Consider the following 20,658-nt stretch of genomic DNA (forward strand, 5'->3'; position numbering starts at 1 on the left):
ATCGACCTCGGCAGAAGGTTCGCAGCAATGCTCCGCTGAGTGGCCCAATGCAATGCTTCGCTACTTCCTCGTGCTCGCCGTCACCGACGGCTCCCTCCTGATCACCAGCTTTGTCCTCGGTCTGCTAGCCACCGGCGAGCCGCGCGGGCCGGGTTCGATCTGGCGCGGCATTCACTTGCTGTTCGCCTTGTTCACAACCATGGCGACGCTCGGCGTCCATTCGATCGTTTACACCTACTTCCTGGCTACCGGTAAATGGGCCAAGGAGGTGGTTCGAGTCTACCAACTCCCCGATTGGATCAACGACCAGGCGAAGAAGAACAAGCGGAAGGCGTTTCGCTTCGAGTTCTGGAGCATGACCTTGATCGCGATCACCGCCTGGCTGGGCGCAGCGGCGGACACGCAGGGGTTGAATCCACTCTGGCACCTGGGAATCGCCGCTGCGACCATTGCCTTCAACCTCGGGGCCTTTGCCGTCGAATACGCGGTGATCGTCGCCCAAGCCCGGCTCCTTCTGGAAGTGAAGGCCCGGGCCGACCAGATGCGCGAGGCCCGCTATGGGCCCGAATCAGCTAATGTCGCCGCGGAAGTGGCGTCGGGGGAGGACCGCCGCTAATGTCTCCGCTTGGTGTCGTGGTTACGATCGTCCTGATCGATCTGCTCGGTTTCAGCATTGTCATGCCTCTGCTTGCGCCCTTCGCCAAGCAATACGGGTTCTCAGGAGGGCAGATCGGCCTGCTGTTCGCAGCCTATCCCATGTGCCAGCTCGTGGCGGGCCCGATCCTCGGCCGCCTGAGCGACCGCTACGGCCGTCGACCGGTCCTGATCGTCAGCCAGGCGGGCACAGCGCTCTCGTTCTTGATCCTCGGCCTCTCGTCCAACTTCACCGTGATGCTCCTGGCCCGAATGCTCGACGGGGCCTCCGGCGGCAATATCCTCGTGGCCCAGGCCTACGTGGCCGACGTTACGAAGCCGGAGAACCGGGCTCGCGGCATGGGCCTGATCGGTATGGCGTTCGGCCTCGGCTTCGTGCTCGGGCCGCTCATGGGGGGCCTCTTGCTCGAGCTGCCCGTCGATCCGGCGTTACGACTCAGGATCCCCTTCCTGGTAGCGGCCGCCTTCTCGACACTCGCCTGGGTCCTCGTCTTCACCCGACTGCCCGAGTCACTCCCCCAGGATACCCAGGCCCGACAGGCCGCGCGGGTCGTGAGCTGGCGCGGGATCGTCGACACCATGACGCTCCCCGGCGTGGGCCGGCTCGTGGTCCTGGGATCGCTCGTCGTCCTCGCCTTCGCCGCACTCGAAGGGACGTTCAGCCTCTTCCTCCGCGAACGGTTCCACTGGGAGGCGCGTGGAGCCGCCTTTGGCTTCTCATTCCTCGGACTCGTCAGCGCCCTCGTGCAAGGGGGCTTCATCCGTCGCCTGGTCCCCAAGTACGGCGAACCGAGGCTGATCGTCGTCGGCGTGGCCACGGTGGGGCTCGGATTCGTCGCCCTCGCTCTGGCCGAAAGCGTCCCCGCATTGCTGGGAGCGACCCTGATCGTGGGGGTCGGCCAAGGTCTGGCCAGCCCGACCGTGACCGGCCTCCTTTCCCGGATCACGCCCAACCGCGAACAAGGGGCCGTCTTCGGCGTCCTCTCGTCGGCCCAGACCCTGGCGCGGATGGCGAATTACGTCGTCGCCAACCTCCTGCTCGCGCGAAGCGGCCCGGCATCTCCCTTCTGGGAGGCCGCCGCGATCAGCGCGGTCGCTCTCTTACTCGCCCTGACCGCCGCCCGATCCCATCGACCCAACCAAGAGCTCGGCGAGCCCCTGGCCGTCGGCAACGAACAGGCAAACGCGTAATTCTCCAGTCATTGGATCGAGGTTCGCGCCGAGCCAAATTCAGAGTGCTTGGGTCTCGCAACCCACGCTCGATCCACCGGCCCGGCCGAGCCTTGAGATCACTGCCCACGAGCGGAGTGAGTGATGACGCCCCCACCGACGCCCCGTCTTCACCTTCGTCCCTGGCGCGACGAAGACCTTCCGGCTTTCGCCACGATGAACGCCGACCCCGAGGTCATGGAGTTTTTCCCGAAGACGCTGGACCGCGCAGAGAGTGACGCCATGGCCACTCGGATCCGCGACCATTTCGCCCGTCGCGGTTACGGGTTCTGGGCCGTCGAAGTCCCAGGTGTCGCCAACTTCATCGGGTTCGTCGGCCTCTCGGTGCCGGCCTTCGAGACGCACTTCACACCCTGCGTCGAAATCGGCTGGCGCCTCGCTCGCGCGCACTGGGGCCTCGGCTACGCGACCGAGGCCGCGCGGGCCGCCATCGACTTCGGCTTCCGGCAGCTCGCGCTCGATGAGATCGTGTCGTTCACAGTGCCGGCGAACCGACGTTCAAGGGGCGTCATGGAGCGAATCGGGATGTCGCGGTTACCCGCCGACGATTTCGATCATCCGGTCCTTCCCGAGGGTCACCCGTTACGGCGGCACGTGCTCTACCGCACGACTCGCCCACGGTAGCCGCCCATAGTCTCAATATCAACGCCCGGATTTTGCAGGCGGTGCGGCGAAGTCCTGATCCAAATAGCCGCCGATCGCGGCCGCGTCGGTGTAGGCATAACGCGTCAGCACCGTCCGCACGGCTTCGGGACGAGCGATGATTATCGCGACAGCCTCGGTGAGCGCTTCGGGGCGGGTCCCGAGGAGCGGGTTCGCGAACCGGCGTGCTGGGATCTGACCGTCGGGCGAGGCTGGACTGTCGAACCGGGTCAGAACGGCCAGAAGCGCCGAGGCCCCCGGGTTGAGGACGACGTGCTCCCCTTTCACGATCGCGGGCGCGGCCGCGACGATGGCTTGTGCGGCCGCGCGCAAGCCGTTGGCATCGTCGCGAGCCCACTCGAATAGTGGTTCATTGACCTGTGGGATCGGCGCTTTGGTGAGCCCCTCTCCCCAGAACCGACCCAACCAGGGGGTAGATCGCTGCACCCACTCGGGGCTCTCGACGTGAGGAGCCGGCTCGCCCGGGGCCGAGGCGAGCAGATTCAACGCCACGGCGCGCGAGACGGCCACCGGATCGGCGACCGACGCGACCCTCAGTCGATCCAGTTGCGCCGGGGCAAGCGAGTAAAACGGCCTCATGGCAAACAAGAGCCGGGACTGCGAAGAGGCTTTGGCATCCTGGGTGAGCAGCCAACCATACGGGAACTTGGTCGAGTCCTTCATCCCAAGGTCGATGTCCCCTCTCAAGGCCCCCAACGACTGAAGCTCCGAGAACGTGGGGGCCTCCACCTTACCCGTGAAAAAGCCGACGGCGGCCCCCGGCGGCAGGAGCTCGTTGATTGCCGTAATCGCCGACGGGTTGAAGGCGTCGTACCAATAGGCCAACTCGAAACCCTTGTCCCTCGCCCCCTTCGGCCCACCGACAAGCTCGTTGTAGTACGAAAGCTCGAACGGGTGGACCTTGATCAACTGCCAGCCCGAGGTCAGCAGAACAAGGCCAGCCAGTGCGCTCCGAGTCCAGACGACGCGCGCGCCAAGTCGCCGCGCCAGGCCGTCCGCCACCCAGACCGTCCCCCAACCGGCAAGCCCCGCCATGAAGAAGAAGGCCGGAAGCAGGAGACGGACCCCGTCGTGTGCCGGAGTCGGCAGCATCCGGAGGATCGGCCAGGTCAGGAAGTGGATCAGGAAGTAGAGCGGGATGCGATCTTGTCGCGCGACCCGAATCGCGTAAATCATACCGGCCATGGATGCGAAAATGATCGCCGCAGGGGTGACGACGGCGATCAAGACCCAGCCGTTGTGCCACGGAAGGCTGAATTCGTAGAGCTGGCCTAGGTAAAGGATCCAGATATCGGGAAGCGACCCGCGACGATCGGTGTTGAGCATATAATAGTGGGCCAACCTCGGCAGCGTCTCACGCCACCAGGCCGGGTTACCCAGCCAGCTCACGACGGGCGCAAACGCCAAGATCGCCGTCCAGGTCTCAATCGCCGGCCGCTCCATGCCCCAGACCGGGCTCCCTCGATAAACCCGTCCAAGCAGCCGACGAAAGAACCAGACCAGCAGCGGGACAGCCAGAATCAGGCCGGGCACAACGCTCGGCGGTCGGGCGAGAAAAAGGTTCGTGGTCGATGGAGTGGGGAGTTTCGCCTTCAAGCGGAGGATCTCCACGAAGGCGACTCCCAGCGGGACAAGCATCGCCAGGGTCGTCAGCACGCCATCGATCCAGGCAGCCTTTCCTCCCCCCTCCCGTTTGAACGCCCTCGGCAGGTGGCTGAAGACCAGCCAGGCGAGCAGGGGGATGATGACGAGCACGGCCGCCATCTTCTCCACGAACGCCAGTCCGATCAGCACCCCCACCAGGATGCGCCAACACCTCCCCCCCGGTTCGTAGAGTCCCTTCCAGAACGCCAGGGCCGTGGCCGCCCAGAGCAAGAGCCCCGGCATGTCGGTCCCCGCGATGTGGCCGTCCCCATAGACTCGAGGCATACACAGCAAGGCCCCCGCCATGACCCCACCGACCCACGCCCCATACCGCCGCGCCAGGAACCCGAAACCGATCGTGATCGTCAGGGCATATTCGAAAACCGAGGCCAACCGCCGCGACGGAATATCCTTCACCCAACGTCCAAAGAGTGCATGCGTCGCCAGATTCAACTGCCCGGCCAGCGGAGGATGAAAATTGATCCCGTGCCGGCCATACGGCCAATAGTAGAGCAGAACGTCGGGATCGACGAGGGCCGAGACCTCCGCACCCGACCTCGCCTGCGCCAGCCGCTCCCACCACTGGGCTGACATGATCTGACTGTACCGGTAGGCCGGTTCGTCCCAGGTCAGCCCGATGTCCCCCGTCGTCGGCAGAGTCGCCGCGAGGGCTGCGACCAGCACAACCCCACAGGCCACCCACCACCACGTCCCGGACAGCCGGGCCGGCTCGTTCCCGTCAGTTTGGTTGCTCTCAGAATTCGCCATAACGCTCACTTACGCACATGCCTGGTCGAACCATGCCACCTGAAATCCAAGGATCCATAGACTAGCAACATGCAAACAACACGGCCTATCCCACCTAATTTTCCCATGTTGAAGAAAATTCGTTGCAGGAATGCGATTCTTGTTTTATTCTATCCTTCGAGAGGGCATTCAGATTGCCCAGTCGGAAGACTCGCATTGCCGGACCTCCCGTGAGGTCCTGAGTTTGAGTATGAAGTAATCTAGGAGCCAAGTCCATGCGACGACAACTGTTGACCCTGGCCCTGACCGGTCTCTTCGGCACCCTCCTGCTGAGCAGCGATGCCAGCGCTTGCCACAAGAAGCGTTGCAAGACCCCCGCGACTTGCGCACCGGTCCAGACCGTTGTGGTCGCCCCCTGTCCCCCGCCCGCCCCGGTCTGTGCGCCGGCCCCGACCTGTGCGCCAGCCCCGACCTGCTTCCGCCCCCGCAAGAAGCTCTTCAGCGGCCTCTGCCACAAGAAGCAGGTTTGCGCAACCCCGGTCGCCTACGCCGCCCCCACCTGCGCCCCCTGCGCAACCCCCACGATTTTCCCCTCAGGCCAGGGCTTCTGAGCCAAACGAGGGCGAATGACCGGCATCGACCGGTCATTCGTCCTCGTCTTTTTTTTTCGCGGATCCAGCGACTCCGCCCTGCTTCATCATTCCGCCCGCAAAGTGAGCCCCCTGCGGCTCGACCTCACACCTCTGCCAAAAAGACGGCCGAAATCGGCCACCTGAGATTCAAACGCAACGTCACGAAAAACTCAGACGAGTTCTCGAATCGGACGCCCATCGTAGTTGATCTGGATCGGGCGACCGTCCGGCGTGATGTGCGTGGTATCGAGCGGGATACCGAGACTGCGGTAGAGCGTTGCGGCGAGGTCTTCCGTATAGTACGGGGCCTCGGTCGGCTGCTCCCCCAGCGCGTTGGTGCGTCCCACCGCCACCCCGGTGCGGATCCCTCCCCCTGCCAGAAGCGCAATGCCGGCCGTGGACCAGTGGTCGCGTCCTGCGGAGGGGTTGACCTTCGGCGTCCTGCCGAAGTCGCTCAAGGTCAGGACGAGGGTCGACTCGAGCATGCCACGGTCGGAGAGATCTTGAAGCAGGCCGGAGAGCGCCGAGTCGAGTCGCGGAAGCAGCCGGTCTCTGAGCGAGCTGAAATTGTTCTGATGCGTGTCCCAACCACCATCGGTGACGGTGACGAACCGAACGCCCGACTCGATCAGCCGACGCGCCAGCAAACAGCCCTGGCCCAACGAATGCCGACCATAGCGGTCGCGGATCCGAGGGTCTTCGCGACCGATGTCGAACGCCTTCTTCGCCTGGGGGGCAGTGACCAGGTTGTATGCCTTCTCATAAAACGTGTCGGCTGCTTCGAGAGCCGAGGAACTCGACTCGAACTGGGCCTGCCAGGTGTCAACCGTTTCCAGCACCTTCATCCGGCGCTGGAACCGCTCAGGGTTCACGCCGCCGGGCAAGGTCACGTCGCGGACGGTAAAGCTAGGGCTCGAGGCATCGCCGGGGAGGACGAACGGGTTGTACTGATCCCCCAGGAAACCCGCCACGCCGCCGCCGAACCGCTGGTCGATCGACACGCCCAGTTGCACATAGGGGGGCATGCTGTTGCGATCCCCCTTCTCCTTGGCAACGACCGCCCCAAACGCGGGAAAGGTGACCGACTGGTTGAACGGATGGCCCGTCATCATGTACGCGTCGGCCACGCCGTGCGATCCATTGCGCGGGTTCAGCGAGCGGAGGATCGAAAACTTATCCTGGTGCTGCGCCAGCCTGGGCAGCGGGTCGCAAACCTGGATGCCGGCGACGTTGGTATCGATGACTCCGAACTCGCCTCGGATTTCGGCCGGCGCCTCGGGCTTGGGATCGAAGCTATCAATATGGCTGATCCCCCCCTGAAGCCAGAGGAGAATGCACGAGACATCCTTGCCCGGCGACCCCGCCATCGCCCGAGCCCGCAGAAATTCGGGCAAACCCAGCCCAAACGCCGAGAGCGATCCAACTCGGAGAACATCGCGCCGAGTCACCCCGTCACAATCCCGGTTCGACCCACTCTTGAGCAGAAACATCGGGCCACTCCCTCGTCAGAAAAGTCGAGCGTCGGATCACGATTTTCTGGATTCCGTGCATGATCTCATCGACCATACTTTTAAATAAAGTTTAACACTGCCCCTGGCCTGGAGCAACAAGAATCATCGTCATGGATTTGAAGGGTGTGTACCCGGCAAATCCTGAATTATGGCCTGGTCACGATCCACCAACCAGTAGGCCGGCCTCCTCCAAATTTCCAGGTTAACATACATGCGAGAATCCCCCCAAAGCCCCCGGCAACGGTATAATCTGAGTCGCCCAGGCAATGGTCGGCCCGGATTCAAGCCACCGCAAGGGGAGGAGAGCCGTTGGCTCAGGTCGCTCTGAAGAATCTCACGAAGACTTATCCGGGGGGGATCTCGGCGGTCTCGGCGATCGACCTCGACATCGGGGATGGCGAACTGTTCGTGCTGGTCGGCCCGTCGGGTTCGGGGAAGAGCACACTCTTACGGCTGATCGCGGGACTGGAAACGCCCACCACGGGAGGACTCTGGATCGGCGGGTCGAGGGCCGATGAGCTGGCCCCGGCGGATCGCGACGTTGCGATGGTGTTTCAGACCCCCGCGCTCTATCCCCATCTCTCAGTCTCGGAAAACCTGGCATTCGGCCTGCGTGCCCGACGGTTCCCGAAGACGGAGATTGGGAAGCGAGTCACGGCGGTCGCGGCCCGGCTCGGCCTAGACGAACTCCTCAATCGCAGGCCGGCAACACTCTCGGGGGGCCAGCGTCAGCGGGTCGCGCTCGGGCGTGCGATCGTCCGTGAGCCCCGCGCATTTCTGCTCGATGAGCCGTTCTCGAGCCTCGATGCCCCGCTCCGCGCCGCGATGAGAGCCGAGCTCATCGATCTTCACCGAAAACTCGGTACGACGATGATCCACGTCACCCACGACCAGGCCGAAGCGATGGCAATGGGGGACCGAATCGCAGTGATGGACCAAGGGCGGGTGGTTCAAGTGGGAACCCCTTTGGAAGTCTACCACCACCCAGCGAGCCGGTTCGTCGCCCGGTTCATCGGCAGCCCACCGATGAATATTCTCCCATGCGCAGTCGAATGGTCGAACGAATCGGCCAGAATTCAGGTCATGGACACACCCAGCGAGTCCGCCTGGACGGCAGAGCTTGGCTCGTACTGGACCAAGTCGCTTCGTAACCGGAAACCGACCCGGGTCGACCTCGGGGTTCGACCCGAGCAGATCGCCCTGGCAAACGGTGAATCCGCAGAGCCTGGCCGTCTAAATGCGTCCGCCGAGGTGCGCCGACTCGAGCCGCTCGGGCACGAAACGATCGCGACACTCGACCTCGGGCCGCACCCGCTCAGTCTGCGAATTTCTCCCGGCACTGCGATTCGGGTCGGCGATCAAGTCCCAATTCGCATCGACCCTAATCACGCCGCCTGGTTCGACGCCGAAACGGGCCTGGTCCTCCAGTAACACGACCGGGCGGGCGGTTGGGGTTCACCCGGTGGACCGCCTGGATTACCGCGCGGCGGCCGGAGTGCCCGATTGTCGAACGATGGCCGGCGGGATAGCCTTGGCGTGGTGGCGGCTTCACGATTTGCCTCGATCGGGTAGGGCCCAGGCGCAATGCGCGACGTATTGCAAAGGTTGACCGACGCCCTGGAGCGCGGTCGGGAACAGATCGTTTGCCAGGTGGTCGAAACCAAAGGGTCGACTCCCCAAAAGGCGGGTGCCTTGATGGTCGTCGACCCCGACGGCGGTCAGGCCGGTACGCTCGGGGGGGGATGTGTCGAAGCCGAGGTAAAGCAGAAGGCGATCCGCCGAATTGGCGAGATCGGGGCAGAGGTCCACTCGTTCATCCTCGACCACGACTATGCCTGGGCCGACGGCCTGATCTGCGGCGGGAAGATGGTCATCGCCGCCGAGGCCCTCCGTGGACTCGAACCGCTCGCTTACTTCCGCATCTATCAACAGCTCCTCGAAGCAGGCGAAGGGTACACCGAGGCCGTCGTCGTCAACGAGGAAGGGGCGGGAGCGCCGGTCGGGAGCCGATTCCTGTTCGATCACAACGGAACCCTCGCGGCGGCCTGGCCAACAAGCCAAACGCCGGACGCAGCGGCCAAGGGGGTAATTCCGCTCTCCGACCGACCTCGGCCCAGCGTCAAAGCAGGGGTCGCCTTCCTGCCGACCTTGCCTCGGATCCGCCTGATCATCGTCGGAGGAGGACACGTCGGGCAGGGGGTCGCCAACCTCGCCGCACAGGCCGATTTTGAGGTTTGGGTTGTCGACGATCGCCATCAGTATGCCAACCCAGAGCGATTTCCCATGGCGGCGAAAATCGTCGTCGGGCCGATCGACGAAGTACTCCCCGCGCTCGAGATCACGTCACGAACTTACGCCCTGATCGTCACCAGGGGTCATGGCCACGACCAGGAAGCGCTCTATCATCTGGCTCCGACACCCGCGACTTACGTCGGCCTGATCGGCAGTCGCCGCAAGATCCGACTCATCTTCGCAAGTTTGCGCGACATGGGTTTCTCCGAGTCGGCCCTTCAGCGCGTGGCCGCGCCGGTCGGACTGGAAATCGGCTCGCAGACCGTCCCCGAAATCGCAATCAGTATTGTGGCCGAGTTGATCGCCAGGCGCAACCTGGGACCGGCGGGACAGGCCACGCGCCCTGCGATCGAGCCGGCCCCCGACGAGGTCCCGGTTTCCGGGTTCTCCCACCCATGATCGCGGCGATCGTACCGGCCGCCGGGAGGAGCGAACGGATGGGACAGCCCAAGCTGATCCTGTCGATCGCCGGACGGACGGTCATCACCAGGGTGGTCCATGCCCTACGGCAGGGGGGGGCAGTGCCGGTCGTCGTAGTCACTCCGCCTCGCGATGCGCCGGGAGCCGGTCTCCTGATCGACGAATCCGACAGGGCAGGGGCCATTGTCGTCATTGCGGAGACACGTCCCCCCGATATGCGGGCCTCGTTCGAGCTCGGACTGACTCACCTGGAACGATCGGACCATCCCTCAGCGGTCATCCTTACACCGGCCGACAGCCCCGGAATCACCGCCGCGCTGGTTTCTCAACTCGTGAACCGTGCTGAGGCCATTCCGGAAGCCATCCTCACCCCCACCTTCCAGGGGCGACGAGGTCATCCCATCGTCCTCCCCTGGGCGATGGCGCTCAAGAGCCGAGAACTTCCGCAAAGTGCCGGCCTGAACTCACTTGTCGCCCTCCACGCCTCGGAGGTCGTCGAAGTCGAGGTGGCTGAACCAGGCGTGCTCGACGATCTCGACACGCCCGAAGATTACCAACGATGGGTTCCCTCGCAGTGACGGATGCATCAGTAATATCGCGTGGGAGATTTCGCTCGCCTGGGAAATTCTCGTGGCGAGTGTCCGACACCGGGGAACAAAGGAAGCAATCACGTGCAGGTCACCATCCGGCTCTTTGCCCTGGCCAAACAGATTGTGGGGCGATCGGAACTCCCTCTCCAACTCCCGGAATCCGCCACAGTCGCCGACCTGAGGCAGGAGCTCGCCCGCGCCTACCCCGAGCTGGCCCCACTCATTCCCAACCTGATGGTTGCCATCGAATCCGAGTACGCCGACGACCCAAGGGCAATCCAGGAAGGAGAGGAAGTCGCACTGATTCCCCCAGTGAGTGGCGGCGTCGGCCTTAATCCAAGAAATTCCCAGGCAGTAACCTCTTCACTACAAACGGTTTAATGCAAGCACAACAAGCCAAGCGAGAGCAAACGATTGACTTCGGTTCGGATCCGGGTATTATCTCCCCTGTCGCCTGTGTCACCACGGGTGACAACGAAACGGCCGGCTGACTTGGGACGGGCAACCGATCACCAAAACAGCGGGCCGTGATGTTGTCGGTAGAGTCGGCCGGCGTGACACGCCCCCAGGGCAAGTCACTCCGGCCAATCGCTTCGATAGCACGTTCGTTCTTTGACAATCCGGTCGATCGTGGTTCTTGTGGTTGAAGAGAACCTTTGAGGGAAGCCGGCGTGGAGCCGTTTGAGTCGTCTCGACCCCGTTTGGTTGGAGGTCGAACCGCGACGGAGACGGATCCAACAGCCAACAGCACGAGGGAGCAGGGGCGTGCCCCGGTGAACTCGAGCTGCGACCAGTTAGCAAATTCCTCAACCCTTTTGAAGGTGAGGACCGGCTCGTTCTGCTCTTCGGAGCAGGGGAGACGACCAATCTCGAAGGGTTTGATCCTGGCTCAGAATGAACGTTGGCGGCGTGGATTAGGCATGCAAGTCGAACGGGCCGCAAGGCCAGTGGCGCAAGGGTGAGTAAGGCGACGGTAACCAACCCCAGGATTGGGTATAGCCGCGGGAAACCGCGGGTAATCCCCAGCGACGCAACGACACCGGCATCGGTGTTTTGCCAAAGCTTCGGCGTCGTGGGACGGGCTGTCGTGGTATTAGCTTGTTGGCGGGGTAATGGCCCACCAAGGCTGTGATGCCTACCGGGCGTGCGAGCGTGGCCCGGCACACTGGGACTGAGACACTGCCCAGACTCCTACGGGAGGCTGCAGTCGAGAATCTTCGGCAATGGGCGCAAGCCTGACCGAGCGACGCCGCGTGGAGGATGAAGGCCTTCGGGTTGTAAACTCCTGTCGAGGGGGAAAAAGGGCTGAAAAGCCTTGATTGATCCCTGGAGGAAGCACGGGCTAAGTTCGTGCCAGCAGCCGCGGTAAGACGAACCGTGCGAACGTTATTCGGAATCATTGGGCTTAAAGCGCGTGTAGGCGGATTCGTGCGTCTGTCGCTGAAATCCCCCGGCTCAACCGGGGAACGGGCGTGGATACGACGAGTCTGGAGGGGCATAGGGGGACCTGGAACTTCCGGTGGAGCGGTGAAATGCGTTGAGATCGGAAGGAACGCCCGTGGCGAAAGCGAGGTCCTGGATGCCTACTGACGCTGAGACGCGAAAGCCAGGGGAGCGAACGGGATTAGATACCCCGGTAGTCCTGGCCGTAAACGATGGGTACTGGATAGGGGGCTCGCCGATGGGCTCCCTGTCGTAGGGAAACCGTGAAGTACCCCGCCTGGGGAGTATGGTCGCAAGGCTGAAACTCAAAGGAATTGACGGGGGCTCACACAAGCGGTGGAGTATGTGGCTTAATTCGAGGCTACGCGCAAAACCTTATCCCAGGCTTGACATGCACGGATTAGCCGGCGGAAACGTCGGTGAGGCCGCAAGGAACAACGTGCACAGGTGCTGCATGGCTGTCGTCAGCTCGTGCCGTGAGGTGTTGGGTTAAGTCCCCTAACGAGCGAAACCCCTGTGTCTAGTTGCCAGCGGGTCGTGCCGGGAACTCTAGACAGACCGCCGGCGTTAAGCCGGAGGAAGGCGGGGATGACGTCAAGTCCTCATGGCCCTTATGCTTGGGGCTGCACACGTACTACAATGGGGCGGACAGAGCGTTGCTAGGCTGCAAAGTCATGCTAATCGCAAAAACCGTTCCTCAGTTCGGATTGCGGGCTGCAACCCGCCCGCATGAAGCTGGAATCGCTAGTAATCGCGGATCAGCATGCCGCGGTGAATGTGTTCCTGAGCCTTGTACACACCGCCCGTCAAGCCACCAAAGCGGGGGGCATCCGAAGTCGCCGGAGCCGCAAGGCAGGCGCCGAAGATGAAACCCGTGATGGGGACTAAGTCGTAACAAGGTAACCGTAGGGGAACCTGCGGTTGGATCACCTCCTTTCTAAGGATTTTTCTTAGAAAATCTCGGCTCTGAATCCGAACCGATGTGGGTCACACCGCTCGCTTCGTGATAAGAAGAGCCGCATCGGCACCGTCTCCTTGATCAGATGGTTTTTACGCCGGCTTCCCACGAAGGTTTTCTCACCACGAACACGATCGACCAATGAGGGGACTCCTCACCCGAGGGGTCCTTTCGCTTTCTGTTCTTCGTTTGCTTTGCACTGCTGGGTGCGGGGTGCGACCGTACGCGGTCTCACCCCCTGGCCAGCGGCCAGTGCGGATTCCGAGCATAGCTCTTCAAGGCTTCGGCCTTGCGGGGTTGTGATGGGAATTCGGTTGCTCTTTCACAATCCGGTGGTTAAGTCACGCAAGTGAGAACCGCAAACAAGTGGTCGTGGCAGACCAAGTAGAAGAATCTCTCCACAATACAGTGGAACCCTTACGGATGCGTGAGTGTCGATCGCTGCGACAGCGACCGACCTCACAATGGGGATCGTTACCCAAGTGAGAGTGAGCCTGCGTCGCGAGACGCTGGGCACTCGATCGAAGACAGATCGGGGACTGACCCCTCGCAGATTCGGCTGTCGAGCTTCCTTCGGGAAACCGCGGCGTCCGGATCGGCGTGGTCAAGCTCCTAAGGGCACGGGGGGGATGCCTAGGCGTCATCAGAGAGACAGGCGTGGAAGGCTGCGATATGTCCGGGGGAGTTGCCCAACGAACGTCGATCCCGGAATGCCTGTAGAGACCCGGGGAACTGAAACATCTCAGTACCCGGAGGAAAGGAAATCAACCGAGACTCCCTCAGTAGCGGCGAGCGAACGGGGATCAGCCTAAACCGAGTGGGACACCACGCGGGGTCGTGGGGCCGATAACATGGGATGAGTGAGCGTCAGCCGAAGCCTCCTGGAACGGAGCGCCAGAGCGGGTGATAGCCCCGTAGGCGACGATGCAATCTCCCCTCTTCGGTACCCGAGTAGGGTCGGGCACGTGAAACCCGGCCTGAATCGGCGGGGACCATCCCGCAAGGCTAAGCACTCGATGACGACCGATAGCGAACCCAGTAGGGCGACCGAACGGTGGGAAGAACCCCGATGAGGGGAGGAGACTGAACCTGAAACCCCGTGCCTACAAGCGGTGGGAGCGCGATGCCTTCGGGCCGCGTGACCGCGTGCCTTTTGCATAATGATCCGGCGAGTTACTGTATCCGGCCCCAGGTTAACCCCTTCAGGGGGGGAGCCGTAGCGAAAGCGAGTCTTCATCGGGCGCCATAGTCGGGTGCAGTAGACGCGAAACCAGGTGAACTACCCATGGGCAGGTTGAAGCGACCCTAACCGGTCGTGGAGGACCGAACCCACCAGTGTTGAAAAACTGGGGGAGGACCCGTGGGGAGGAGTGAAAGTCTTATCAAACCTGGAGATAGCTCGTTCTCTCCGAAATGGCTTTAGGGCCAGCCTCGGGACATATCGTGCGGGGGTAGAGCGACGGAATTCGGTAGGGGGGCTTCCCGCCTACCCTCCGAAACCCAACTCCGAATACCGCACGACGGACCCCGGGAGTCAGAACGTGGGGGATAAGCTTCACGTTCAAAAGGGAAACAACCCAGACCGCCGACCAAGGCCCCCAAATCGACGCTCAGTGGCAAAGGAAGTGGGATCGCGGTGACAGCCGGGATGTTGGCTTAGAAGCAGCCATCATTTCAAAAGTGCGTAACAGCTTACCGGTCGAGCCATCCCGCGCCGAAAATGACGGGGACTAAGCGTCGTGCCGCAGTCGCGGATCAGCAATGATGGTAGGAGAGCGTCGCCCACCGCAACGAAGCTGGATGGAAACGACCAGTGGAGCGTGGGCGAGTGCGAATGCCGGAACGAGTAACGACAAGACAGGTGGGAAGCCTGTCCGCCGAAAGCACAAGGTTTCCTGGGGAAGGTCAATCCGCCCAGGGTCAGTCGGGACCTAAGGCGAGGCCCAAGGGCGTAGCCGATGGACAGACGGTTAATATTCCGCCACCCGATGGTAAGGTTGAACGACGGAGGACGCCGGTTCCAGTCAGGTCGGGGTGTTAGATGACCCCGTGCCGCAAGGCCGACAGCATTCGATCTGGAAGCCTGATGACGAGCCGGCCACGAAAAGCCCCGTCGGGACGAACCATCCGGCCCGTACCGCAATCCGACACAGGTGTGCTAGGCGAGTATCCGAAGGCGTTCGGGAGAACCCTCGTGAAGGAACTCGGCAAAATGACCCCGTACCTTCGGTACAAGGGGTGCTCTCCGTAAGGAGAGCCGCAGAGAATCGGCTCTAGCGACTGTTTATCAAAAACACAGGACTCTGCCAACTCGCAAGAGGACGTATAGAGTCTGACGCCTGCTCGGTGTCGGTAGGTTAAGGGAGCCGATGAGGCGTAAGCTGAAGTTGGCGACCGAAGCCCCGATAAACGGCGGCCGTAACTATGACGGTCCTAAGGTAGCGAAGTTCCTTGTCGGGTAAGTTCCGACCTGCATGAATGGCGTAACGACTGGAGCACTGTCTCCACGAGGGACCCGGTGAAACTGTAGCCGTGGTGAAGATGCCACGTACCCGCGGTCAGACGGAAAGACCCCGTGAACCTTTACTGCAGGTTGGCACTGGGTCAGCGTCCTTTCTGTGTAGGATAGGTGGGAGGCCGTGATCCGGCGGCGCCAGCCGTCGGGGAGCCACTGGTGAAATACCACCCTGAAATGACTCTGATCCTCACCGGTCCGTAGCCCGGACCGGGACCGTGCTCATCGGGCAGTTTGACTGGGGCGGTCTCCTCCCAAAGAGTAACGGAGGAGTGCAATGGTACCCTCGGCCAGGTCGGCAATCTGGCAACATGAGCGCAAACGTAGAAGGGTGCCTGACTGCGAGACCCATCAGTCGAGCAGGGACGAAAGTCGGCGTTAGTGATCCGGCGGTGCTGGATGGAAAGGCCGTCGCTCAACAGATAAAAGGTACTCCGGGGATAACAGGCTGATCTCCCCCGAGCGTCCATAGCGGCGGGGAGGTTTGGCACCTCGATGTCGGCTCATCGCATCCTGGGGCTGGAGAAGGTCCCAAGGGTTTGGCTGTTCGCCAATGAAAGCGGTACGCGAGCTGGGTTCAGACCGTCGTGAGACAGGTCGGTCCCTATCTGCCGTGGGCGTAGGAAACTTGCGAAGGGTCTCCCCTAGTACGAGAGGATTGGGGAGGACCGACCTCTGGTGTACCGGCTGTCCCGCTCGGGGCACCGCCGGGTAGCTAGGTCGGGAAAGGATAAGCGCTGAAGGCATCTAAGCGCGAAGCCCTCTTCAAGACGAGGTTTCCAGCACGCAAGTGCGAAGGCTCCTGGAAGACGACCAGGTCGATAGGCCGGGAGTGCACGGCGAGTGATCGCCGCAGCCGACCGGTCCTAACAGCCGATCGCTTGACCACCCCGATCCGTCCGCCGGTTCCCATCAGGGACGCGAAGGACAGGAATCTGGGTTGCATCATTCACCGATCGTATTCGATCGATCACACGGCGACGTATTCCCATCCTTGAGGGACCACGCGTCGTGAAGAGACTCGAAGTCGGTTGGTCATGCCCATGAAACCGCGGTTTGAGCTTGCGTGACGACCACTGTGAGAGTAAGCACACGGAACCGGCGGGTTTGATCGCCCGCCGGTTGCTTTTCCGGCGAACATACTGACGGGGTCCCACCCGTTCCCATTCCGAACACGGCCGTTAAGCCCGTCAGGCCCATGATAGTGCCTTTGGCGCGAAAGTCGGTGATCGCCGGAATCCTTTTCAACGACGCCCCGCCCCTTCTTCAACGAAGGGGCGGGGCGTTTTTCGTTGCGCGGTCGCTTCGCCCCGGGAACGGCGCTCGCCCCAACAGGCAAGCGGAGAACGACAGCTCCCTGTCTAATCCTCGGGGTGATGGCCACCTCACAAGAAAAGGCATGAGGGGGGTGCCCATCCGATCAATCAGCCCGCTTCTCACCCATGTTCTAAGATCACAGAGGCTCGTCTGATTTCAGCCGGGTACGGAACAGATGGGGTTGGGAAGTCGGTATGTAATATGTCCATAACGACCAGTTTACCGCCGCCGTCCCCAGGTTCGGATATCGTCGGGACATCGCGCGGCCGTTGGCGATACCTGCGCTGGCTGGTGATCCTGGGCAGCCTGATGAGCCTTGCCGCGTTCGTGCAGAGCATGACGGACCTCCGCGAATTCGCCGGCGTAGACCTTCGCTGCAAGGTGGTCGGTGCCCGGGCCATTCGAGCTAAGCTGGATCCTTACACATTCGACTGGTTCGCCCACCCGACGCCGGAGTTGCTCGACCCCCTACGGCCCCATCCTGGTCCAAGTCGGGCGACCTATACACCGTCGCTCTTACTCTGTTACGCCCTCCCGAGCGGGCTGCCGTACCCGGCGCAACGGTGGTTCTGGGGCCTCCTCGAATGGGCAGCCCTGGCCTGCTCGATCGCGTTGTTGCTGGGAACGATCCCGGGGCAGGCCGCACGAAGGGCGTTCCTGGGAATCGCCCTCATTTTCTTCGTCGCCAGCGACTTCTGGCGGTTTCATGTCGAACGCGGACAGTTTTATGTCTTTGTTCTGCTGGGGCTGGCAGCCGGCCTCCGCAGTCTCACTCGACGGCGTGGCGACACCTGGAGCGCGGGCCTTGCTTTCGGGCTCGCCGTGGCCCTGCGACCAAACTTCCTGCTGATGGCTCTACCGCTGACCCTGCTCGGATATCGGAAATGCGCCACCGGCCTGATCGTCACGGCCGCCCTCACGGCCGCAGCCACCCTGCCGGTGGTGGGACGAGCCGGCTGGATCAGCTACGCCCACAACGTCCAGGTATGGGACGAACTCTTCGACCACGGCCCGAGTCTCCTGATCGAGCGGTACGGACCGCCCCGTGAGGTTCCCCGCGACGCCGAGGGCCGCGACTTGAGCCGTTACTGGGATATCGACACCGGCGGAAGCACGTTGCGAAACTTCAAGCCGCTGCTCGATTCCTGGGCCTGGACCATGAAAATCAAGGCACACGTTCGGCTTGATCGGTTCGGCTTGGCCCTCTGGCTGACGGCCATCGGTGCCCTGGCGCTGGCCTTGCGGATGCGCGGTATCCTCGTGGGGTCGCGAGGAACGGCCGCCCTGGCTCTCATCACGGCGCTCGGCAGCGAGTTTTTCCTGCCGCTCCGTTTCAGCTACGCCGATATCCTCCTTCTCGCTCCACTCGCCCTCCTCCTCCCGGCCATGCTCCGGTGGCGACGCCTCGAGATCCCCGCGCTGATGCTGATGAGCGGCCTGCTCGTGAGCCGCCTGCGGTTCTTCCTCGGCGGTGCCACCGAGATGGCCCAGTTCCTGCTCCTCGCCGGCGGTCTGACGCTGGCCCTGTTCGGGGTGCTCACCCACCGCCTGCGCCGATCAGATCGCACAAGTCGGGCGGCAACCATCGCGATGGAACCCCTCGTTCTCGGACGGACCGACATCGGCCTGCTCGAAGAACCTTCGACGATCGCAAGGGGAAAGCCTGGTAATGACGCCTCCCCCTTGCCCTCGGAGCCAGGTTCGGCGAAGGTGTCCGAGGTCAGACTGAACCGACCCTGAAACTGAAATCGAGGAGCCGAACCGCCCATGACTGCCAACCCGAAGCTCCGTTGGGGCATCCTCGGGTGCGCCCGGATCACGCGCCGTGGTCTCATTCCGGGGATCCGCGCCTCGAGCCAAAACCACCTCCAAGCGCTGGCCAGCCGCAACCTGGAGACCGCCCACGCCTGGGCGGCCGAGTTCTCGGTTCCGAGCGCCTATGGTTCTTATGAAGAGGTACTTGACGACCCGGAAGTGGACGTGGTCTACATCCCACTGCCCAACGAACTGCATCGCCCATGGGTGTTTGCGGCCGCCGACGCCGGAAAGCATATTCTCTGCGAGAAGCCGTTAGCGCTCAATGCAGCCGAGGCCCGCGAAATGGTCGCCCATTGCAAGGCGCGCGGCGTGGTCCTGATGGAAGCGTTCATGTGGGGGCATCAACCGAGGACCGAGGCCCTCAGACGGCTGGTGGCCGAAGGGGCGATCGGCGAGCTCCGCTTGGTCCGTTCCTCGTTCTCGATCACCGTCGACCCGGGTGACTGGCGGCTCGATCCCGCACGGGGCGGCGGAGCGCTCTGGGACGTCGGCTGCTACGGAGTGAGCACAGCGCGGCTCTTCGCAGGAGTCGAGGCCGACGCCTACGGGGCGGTCGCTCGGTTCGGACCGACGGGAGTCGACCTCTCCTTGACGGCCAGCCTGCGGTTCCCCAACGGGGTGCTCGGGCAAGTGGATTGCAGCTTCGAGCAGCCCTTTCGCTGCACGTACGAGCTGGTCGGCACGACCGGTGTGATCGAAGTCCCCGACGCCTACCTTCCTCCAGCCCGGCCGACCGCCCAGCTCCGCACGGCCGACTCGGTCAAAGAACTCGTCTTCGACGGCCATAACCAGTACGGAGGGATGGTTGATGCCATGTCTCAGGCTGTGGCGAACGGCGGACGCCTGACCAAACCCGCCGAGGACGGTCTGAACCAAATGGCAGCCCTCGACGCTATTCTGTCCGCCGCACGGACAGCCTGACCCGCAGCGCGACTCCAACGCGCCCGGAAGTGAGTGAGTCCCGGAAAACAGTTCGGCCAAGCGCACCGGAAATCGCGGAAGGGCAGGCCAAAGCCTGCCCTTCGCGGTTTCGTCGACTCCGCTCCGTTAACACGACAGCGAGTGAATCCGTCGTTCTTGTCCGCTATCGCTTATTGGCGGGGCTGAGGCGCGGGTTGGGGCTGCACCGCAGGCTGGGGCTGGGCCGGACGAACCCCCACCGCGTTGAAGTTCGGCACGGGGGCTGCCTGGGCCGGAGTGCGGCCCGACTCGATCAAATTCTTGGGCGAGTTGGCCGGTTCGGGCACGTTCATCTTCCGGAGTTGGCTGGCCAAGGCACGCTCGGCGGCCTGAAACTCCTGGGGAGAGAGCTGCCCGTCGTTGTTGGCGTCGAGCACGAGGAAGACCACGTTGGCCGGCTCGATGATCGCCTTGTCATATTCGGCCTGGCTCAGTTGACCGTTGCCGTCGGTGTCGGCTTTCTGATACATCGCCTGGACCACCGACCGCGCAGCCCCCGCCAGGGCAGCATTCACTTCGCTGGGGCTCATCTGGCCGTCGCGGTTCGTGTCAGCCACGGCATACACGCTCTGAACAGTCGACTGGACCGCCTGCCTTACCTCGGGCGCCTGAATCTGACCGTCGTTGTTAGTGTCGAGCAGGCTCATCACGCCTTGCCGTGCATTGCGGGTCGCGGCCGTGATCTTGGGATCTTTCGCTTGTGCACGCTGGACAATCACTCGTAGGAGCGGCCTTTGCGCCAGGAGGGCCTCACGGGCCTGATCGGCTTCCTCCTTGCTGACGGCTCCATTACCATCCTTGTCAGCGCGGAAGAAGTAACCGCCGACCAGCAAATTTCCTGCGTCGATCGCTTCTTGTTGCGAGATCTGACCGTCCTTGTTGGTGTCGGCCATCATGAAGAGCATTCGACCTGTGTCCTGAAGATCTTCCAGGTTGTCGATCGGACCGGGAAGATCCACAACTCCCTTCTTGTCCTTGTCATTGTCGTCCGCCCTCGCGGGCAAGACCAGAAAACCCAAGGCCAACATGCCCAACCCAAGCGATCGTAGTGTCATCATTTGTATGTCCTCTCCTTTGATCGGCTCTTGCAGAGCGATCAGGGCCGGCCGGTCGACATGGCCACACTCCTGGTCAAACCGACCGTCGATGTCGTCGGCACTTAGCTAAGCAAGCTCGATGCCAGGAAGGACTTCATTCCAACGGTTCAACGGAATCGTTTGTCTCAAGCTTTGCCTGCTTGGCTTCCTTCTCTATATTAACACTA

13 protein-coding genes and 3 rRNA genes are annotated in these 20,658 nt (G+C 62.6%); 13 read left to right on the top strand and 3 right to left on the bottom strand.

Annotated elements, in window-relative coordinates; genetic code table 11:
* Positions 1–52: 52 nt before the first annotated feature.
* The 3 genes from SINAC_RS16200 (at position 53) to SINAC_RS16210 (ending at position 2,508) form a co-directional block, all read left to right on the top strand.
* Positions 53–616: a hypothetical protein gene (locus SINAC_RS16200; RefSeq protein WP_015246714.1), complete on the top strand. Its 564-nt coding sequence runs from the start codon at positions 53–55 to the stop codon at positions 614–616.
* Positions 616–1,845: an MFS transporter gene (locus SINAC_RS16205; protein ID WP_015246715.1), complete on the top strand. Its 1,230-nt coding sequence runs from the start codon at positions 616–618 to the stop codon at positions 1,843–1,845. The genes SINAC_RS16200 and SINAC_RS16205 overlap by 1 nt, the downstream gene beginning before the upstream one ends.
* A gap of 123 nt (positions 1,846–1,968) precedes the next feature.
* Complete coding sequence (locus SINAC_RS16210) at positions 1,969–2,508, top strand: GNAT family N-acetyltransferase (RefSeq protein WP_015246716.1); 540 nt, start codon at positions 1,969–1,971, stop codon at positions 2,506–2,508.
* A gap of 18 nt (positions 2,509–2,526) precedes the next feature.
* On the opposite strand, the gene SINAC_RS16215 is transcribed toward SINAC_RS16210, so the two are convergent.
* A complete protein-coding gene (locus tag SINAC_RS16215; protein WP_015246717.1) occupies positions 2,527–4,959 on the bottom strand; it encodes a glycosyltransferase family 39 protein in 2,433 nt (810 codons plus the stop codon).
* A 254-nt stretch (positions 4,960–5,213) separates the two neighbouring features.
* On the opposite strand from SINAC_RS16215, the gene SINAC_RS16220 reads away from it, so the two are divergent.
* The gene (locus SINAC_RS16220; protein ID WP_015246718.1) at positions 5,214–5,549 is read left to right on the top strand and encodes a hypothetical protein; all 336 of its coding nucleotides are present in this window, start codon (positions 5,214–5,216) and stop codon (positions 5,547–5,549) included.
* Between the two features lie 191 nt (positions 5,550–5,740).
* On the opposite strand, the gene SINAC_RS16225 is transcribed toward SINAC_RS16220, so the two are convergent.
* Positions 5,741–7,060, bottom strand: coding sequence for a DUF1501 domain-containing protein (locus tag SINAC_RS16225; RefSeq protein WP_015246720.1), 1,320 nt, complete (start codon positions 7,058–7,060; stop codon positions 5,741–5,743).
* Positions 7,061–7,390: 330 nt separating this feature from the next.
* Here SINAC_RS16225 and SINAC_RS16230 point away from each other — a divergent pair, with 330 nt between their 5' ends.
* From SINAC_RS16230 to SINAC_RS16270, 9 genes are all read left to right on the top strand, one after another.
* Positions 7,391–8,512, top strand: a complete 1,122-nt coding sequence (locus tag SINAC_RS16230) for an ABC transporter ATP-binding protein (protein ID WP_015246721.1) — start codon at positions 7,391–7,393, stop codon at positions 8,510–8,512.
* Positions 8,513–8,665: 153 nt separating this feature from the next.
* Complete coding sequence (locus SINAC_RS16235; RefSeq protein ID WP_015246722.1) at positions 8,666–9,772, top strand: XdhC family protein; 1,107 nt, start codon at positions 8,666–8,668, stop codon at positions 9,770–9,772.
* Positions 9,769–10,371 (top strand): nucleotidyltransferase family protein, encoded by a 603-nt coding sequence (locus SINAC_RS16240; RefSeq protein ID WP_015246723.1) that lies wholly within the window; start codon positions 9,769–9,771, stop codon positions 10,369–10,371. The genes SINAC_RS16235 and SINAC_RS16240 overlap by 4 nt, the downstream gene beginning before the upstream one ends.
* A 93-nt stretch (positions 10,372–10,464) precedes the next feature.
* The gene (gene moaD / locus SINAC_RS16245) at positions 10,465–10,764 is read left to right on the top strand and encodes a molybdopterin converting factor subunit 1 (protein ID WP_015246724.1); all 300 of its coding nucleotides are present in this window, start codon (positions 10,465–10,467) and stop codon (positions 10,762–10,764) included.
* Between the two features lie 485 nt (positions 10,765–11,249).
* Positions 11,250–12,763: ribosomal RNA gene (locus SINAC_RS16250) — 16S ribosomal RNA — on the top strand.
* 623 nt (positions 12,764–13,386) lie between these two features.
* Positions 13,387–16,188: ribosomal RNA gene (locus SINAC_RS16255) — 23S ribosomal RNA — on the top strand.
* Positions 16,189–16,428: 240 nt separating this feature from the next.
* Positions 16,429–16,537 (top strand): 5S ribosomal RNA (rrf, locus tag SINAC_RS16260).
* The 16S, 23S and 5S rRNA genes sit together here, the layout of an rRNA operon.
* A gap of 280 nt (positions 16,538–16,817) precedes the next feature.
* Positions 16,818–18,356, top strand: coding sequence for a glycosyltransferase family 87 protein (locus SINAC_RS16265; protein WP_015246726.1), 1,539 nt, complete (start codon positions 16,818–16,820; stop codon positions 18,354–18,356).
* 27 nt (positions 18,357–18,383) lie between these two features.
* A complete protein-coding gene (locus tag SINAC_RS16270) occupies positions 18,384–19,355 on the top strand; it encodes a Gfo/Idh/MocA family protein (RefSeq protein WP_015246727.1) in 972 nt (323 codons plus the stop codon).
* Positions 19,356–19,525: 170 nt separating this feature from the next.
* Here the strand turns inward: SINAC_RS16270 and SINAC_RS16275 are convergent, their stop codons facing one another.
* Entirely contained in the window at positions 19,526–20,452 is a 927-nt protein-coding gene (locus tag SINAC_RS16275; RefSeq protein WP_020466054.1) for an EF-hand domain-containing protein, read from the bottom strand.
* Positions 20,453–20,658 lie beyond the last annotated feature (206 nt).

The organism is Singulisphaera acidiphila DSM 18658 (genome assembly GCF_000242455.2).
GTDB classification, from domain to species: domain Bacteria; phylum Planctomycetota; class Planctomycetia; order Isosphaerales; family Isosphaeraceae; genus Singulisphaera; species Singulisphaera acidiphila.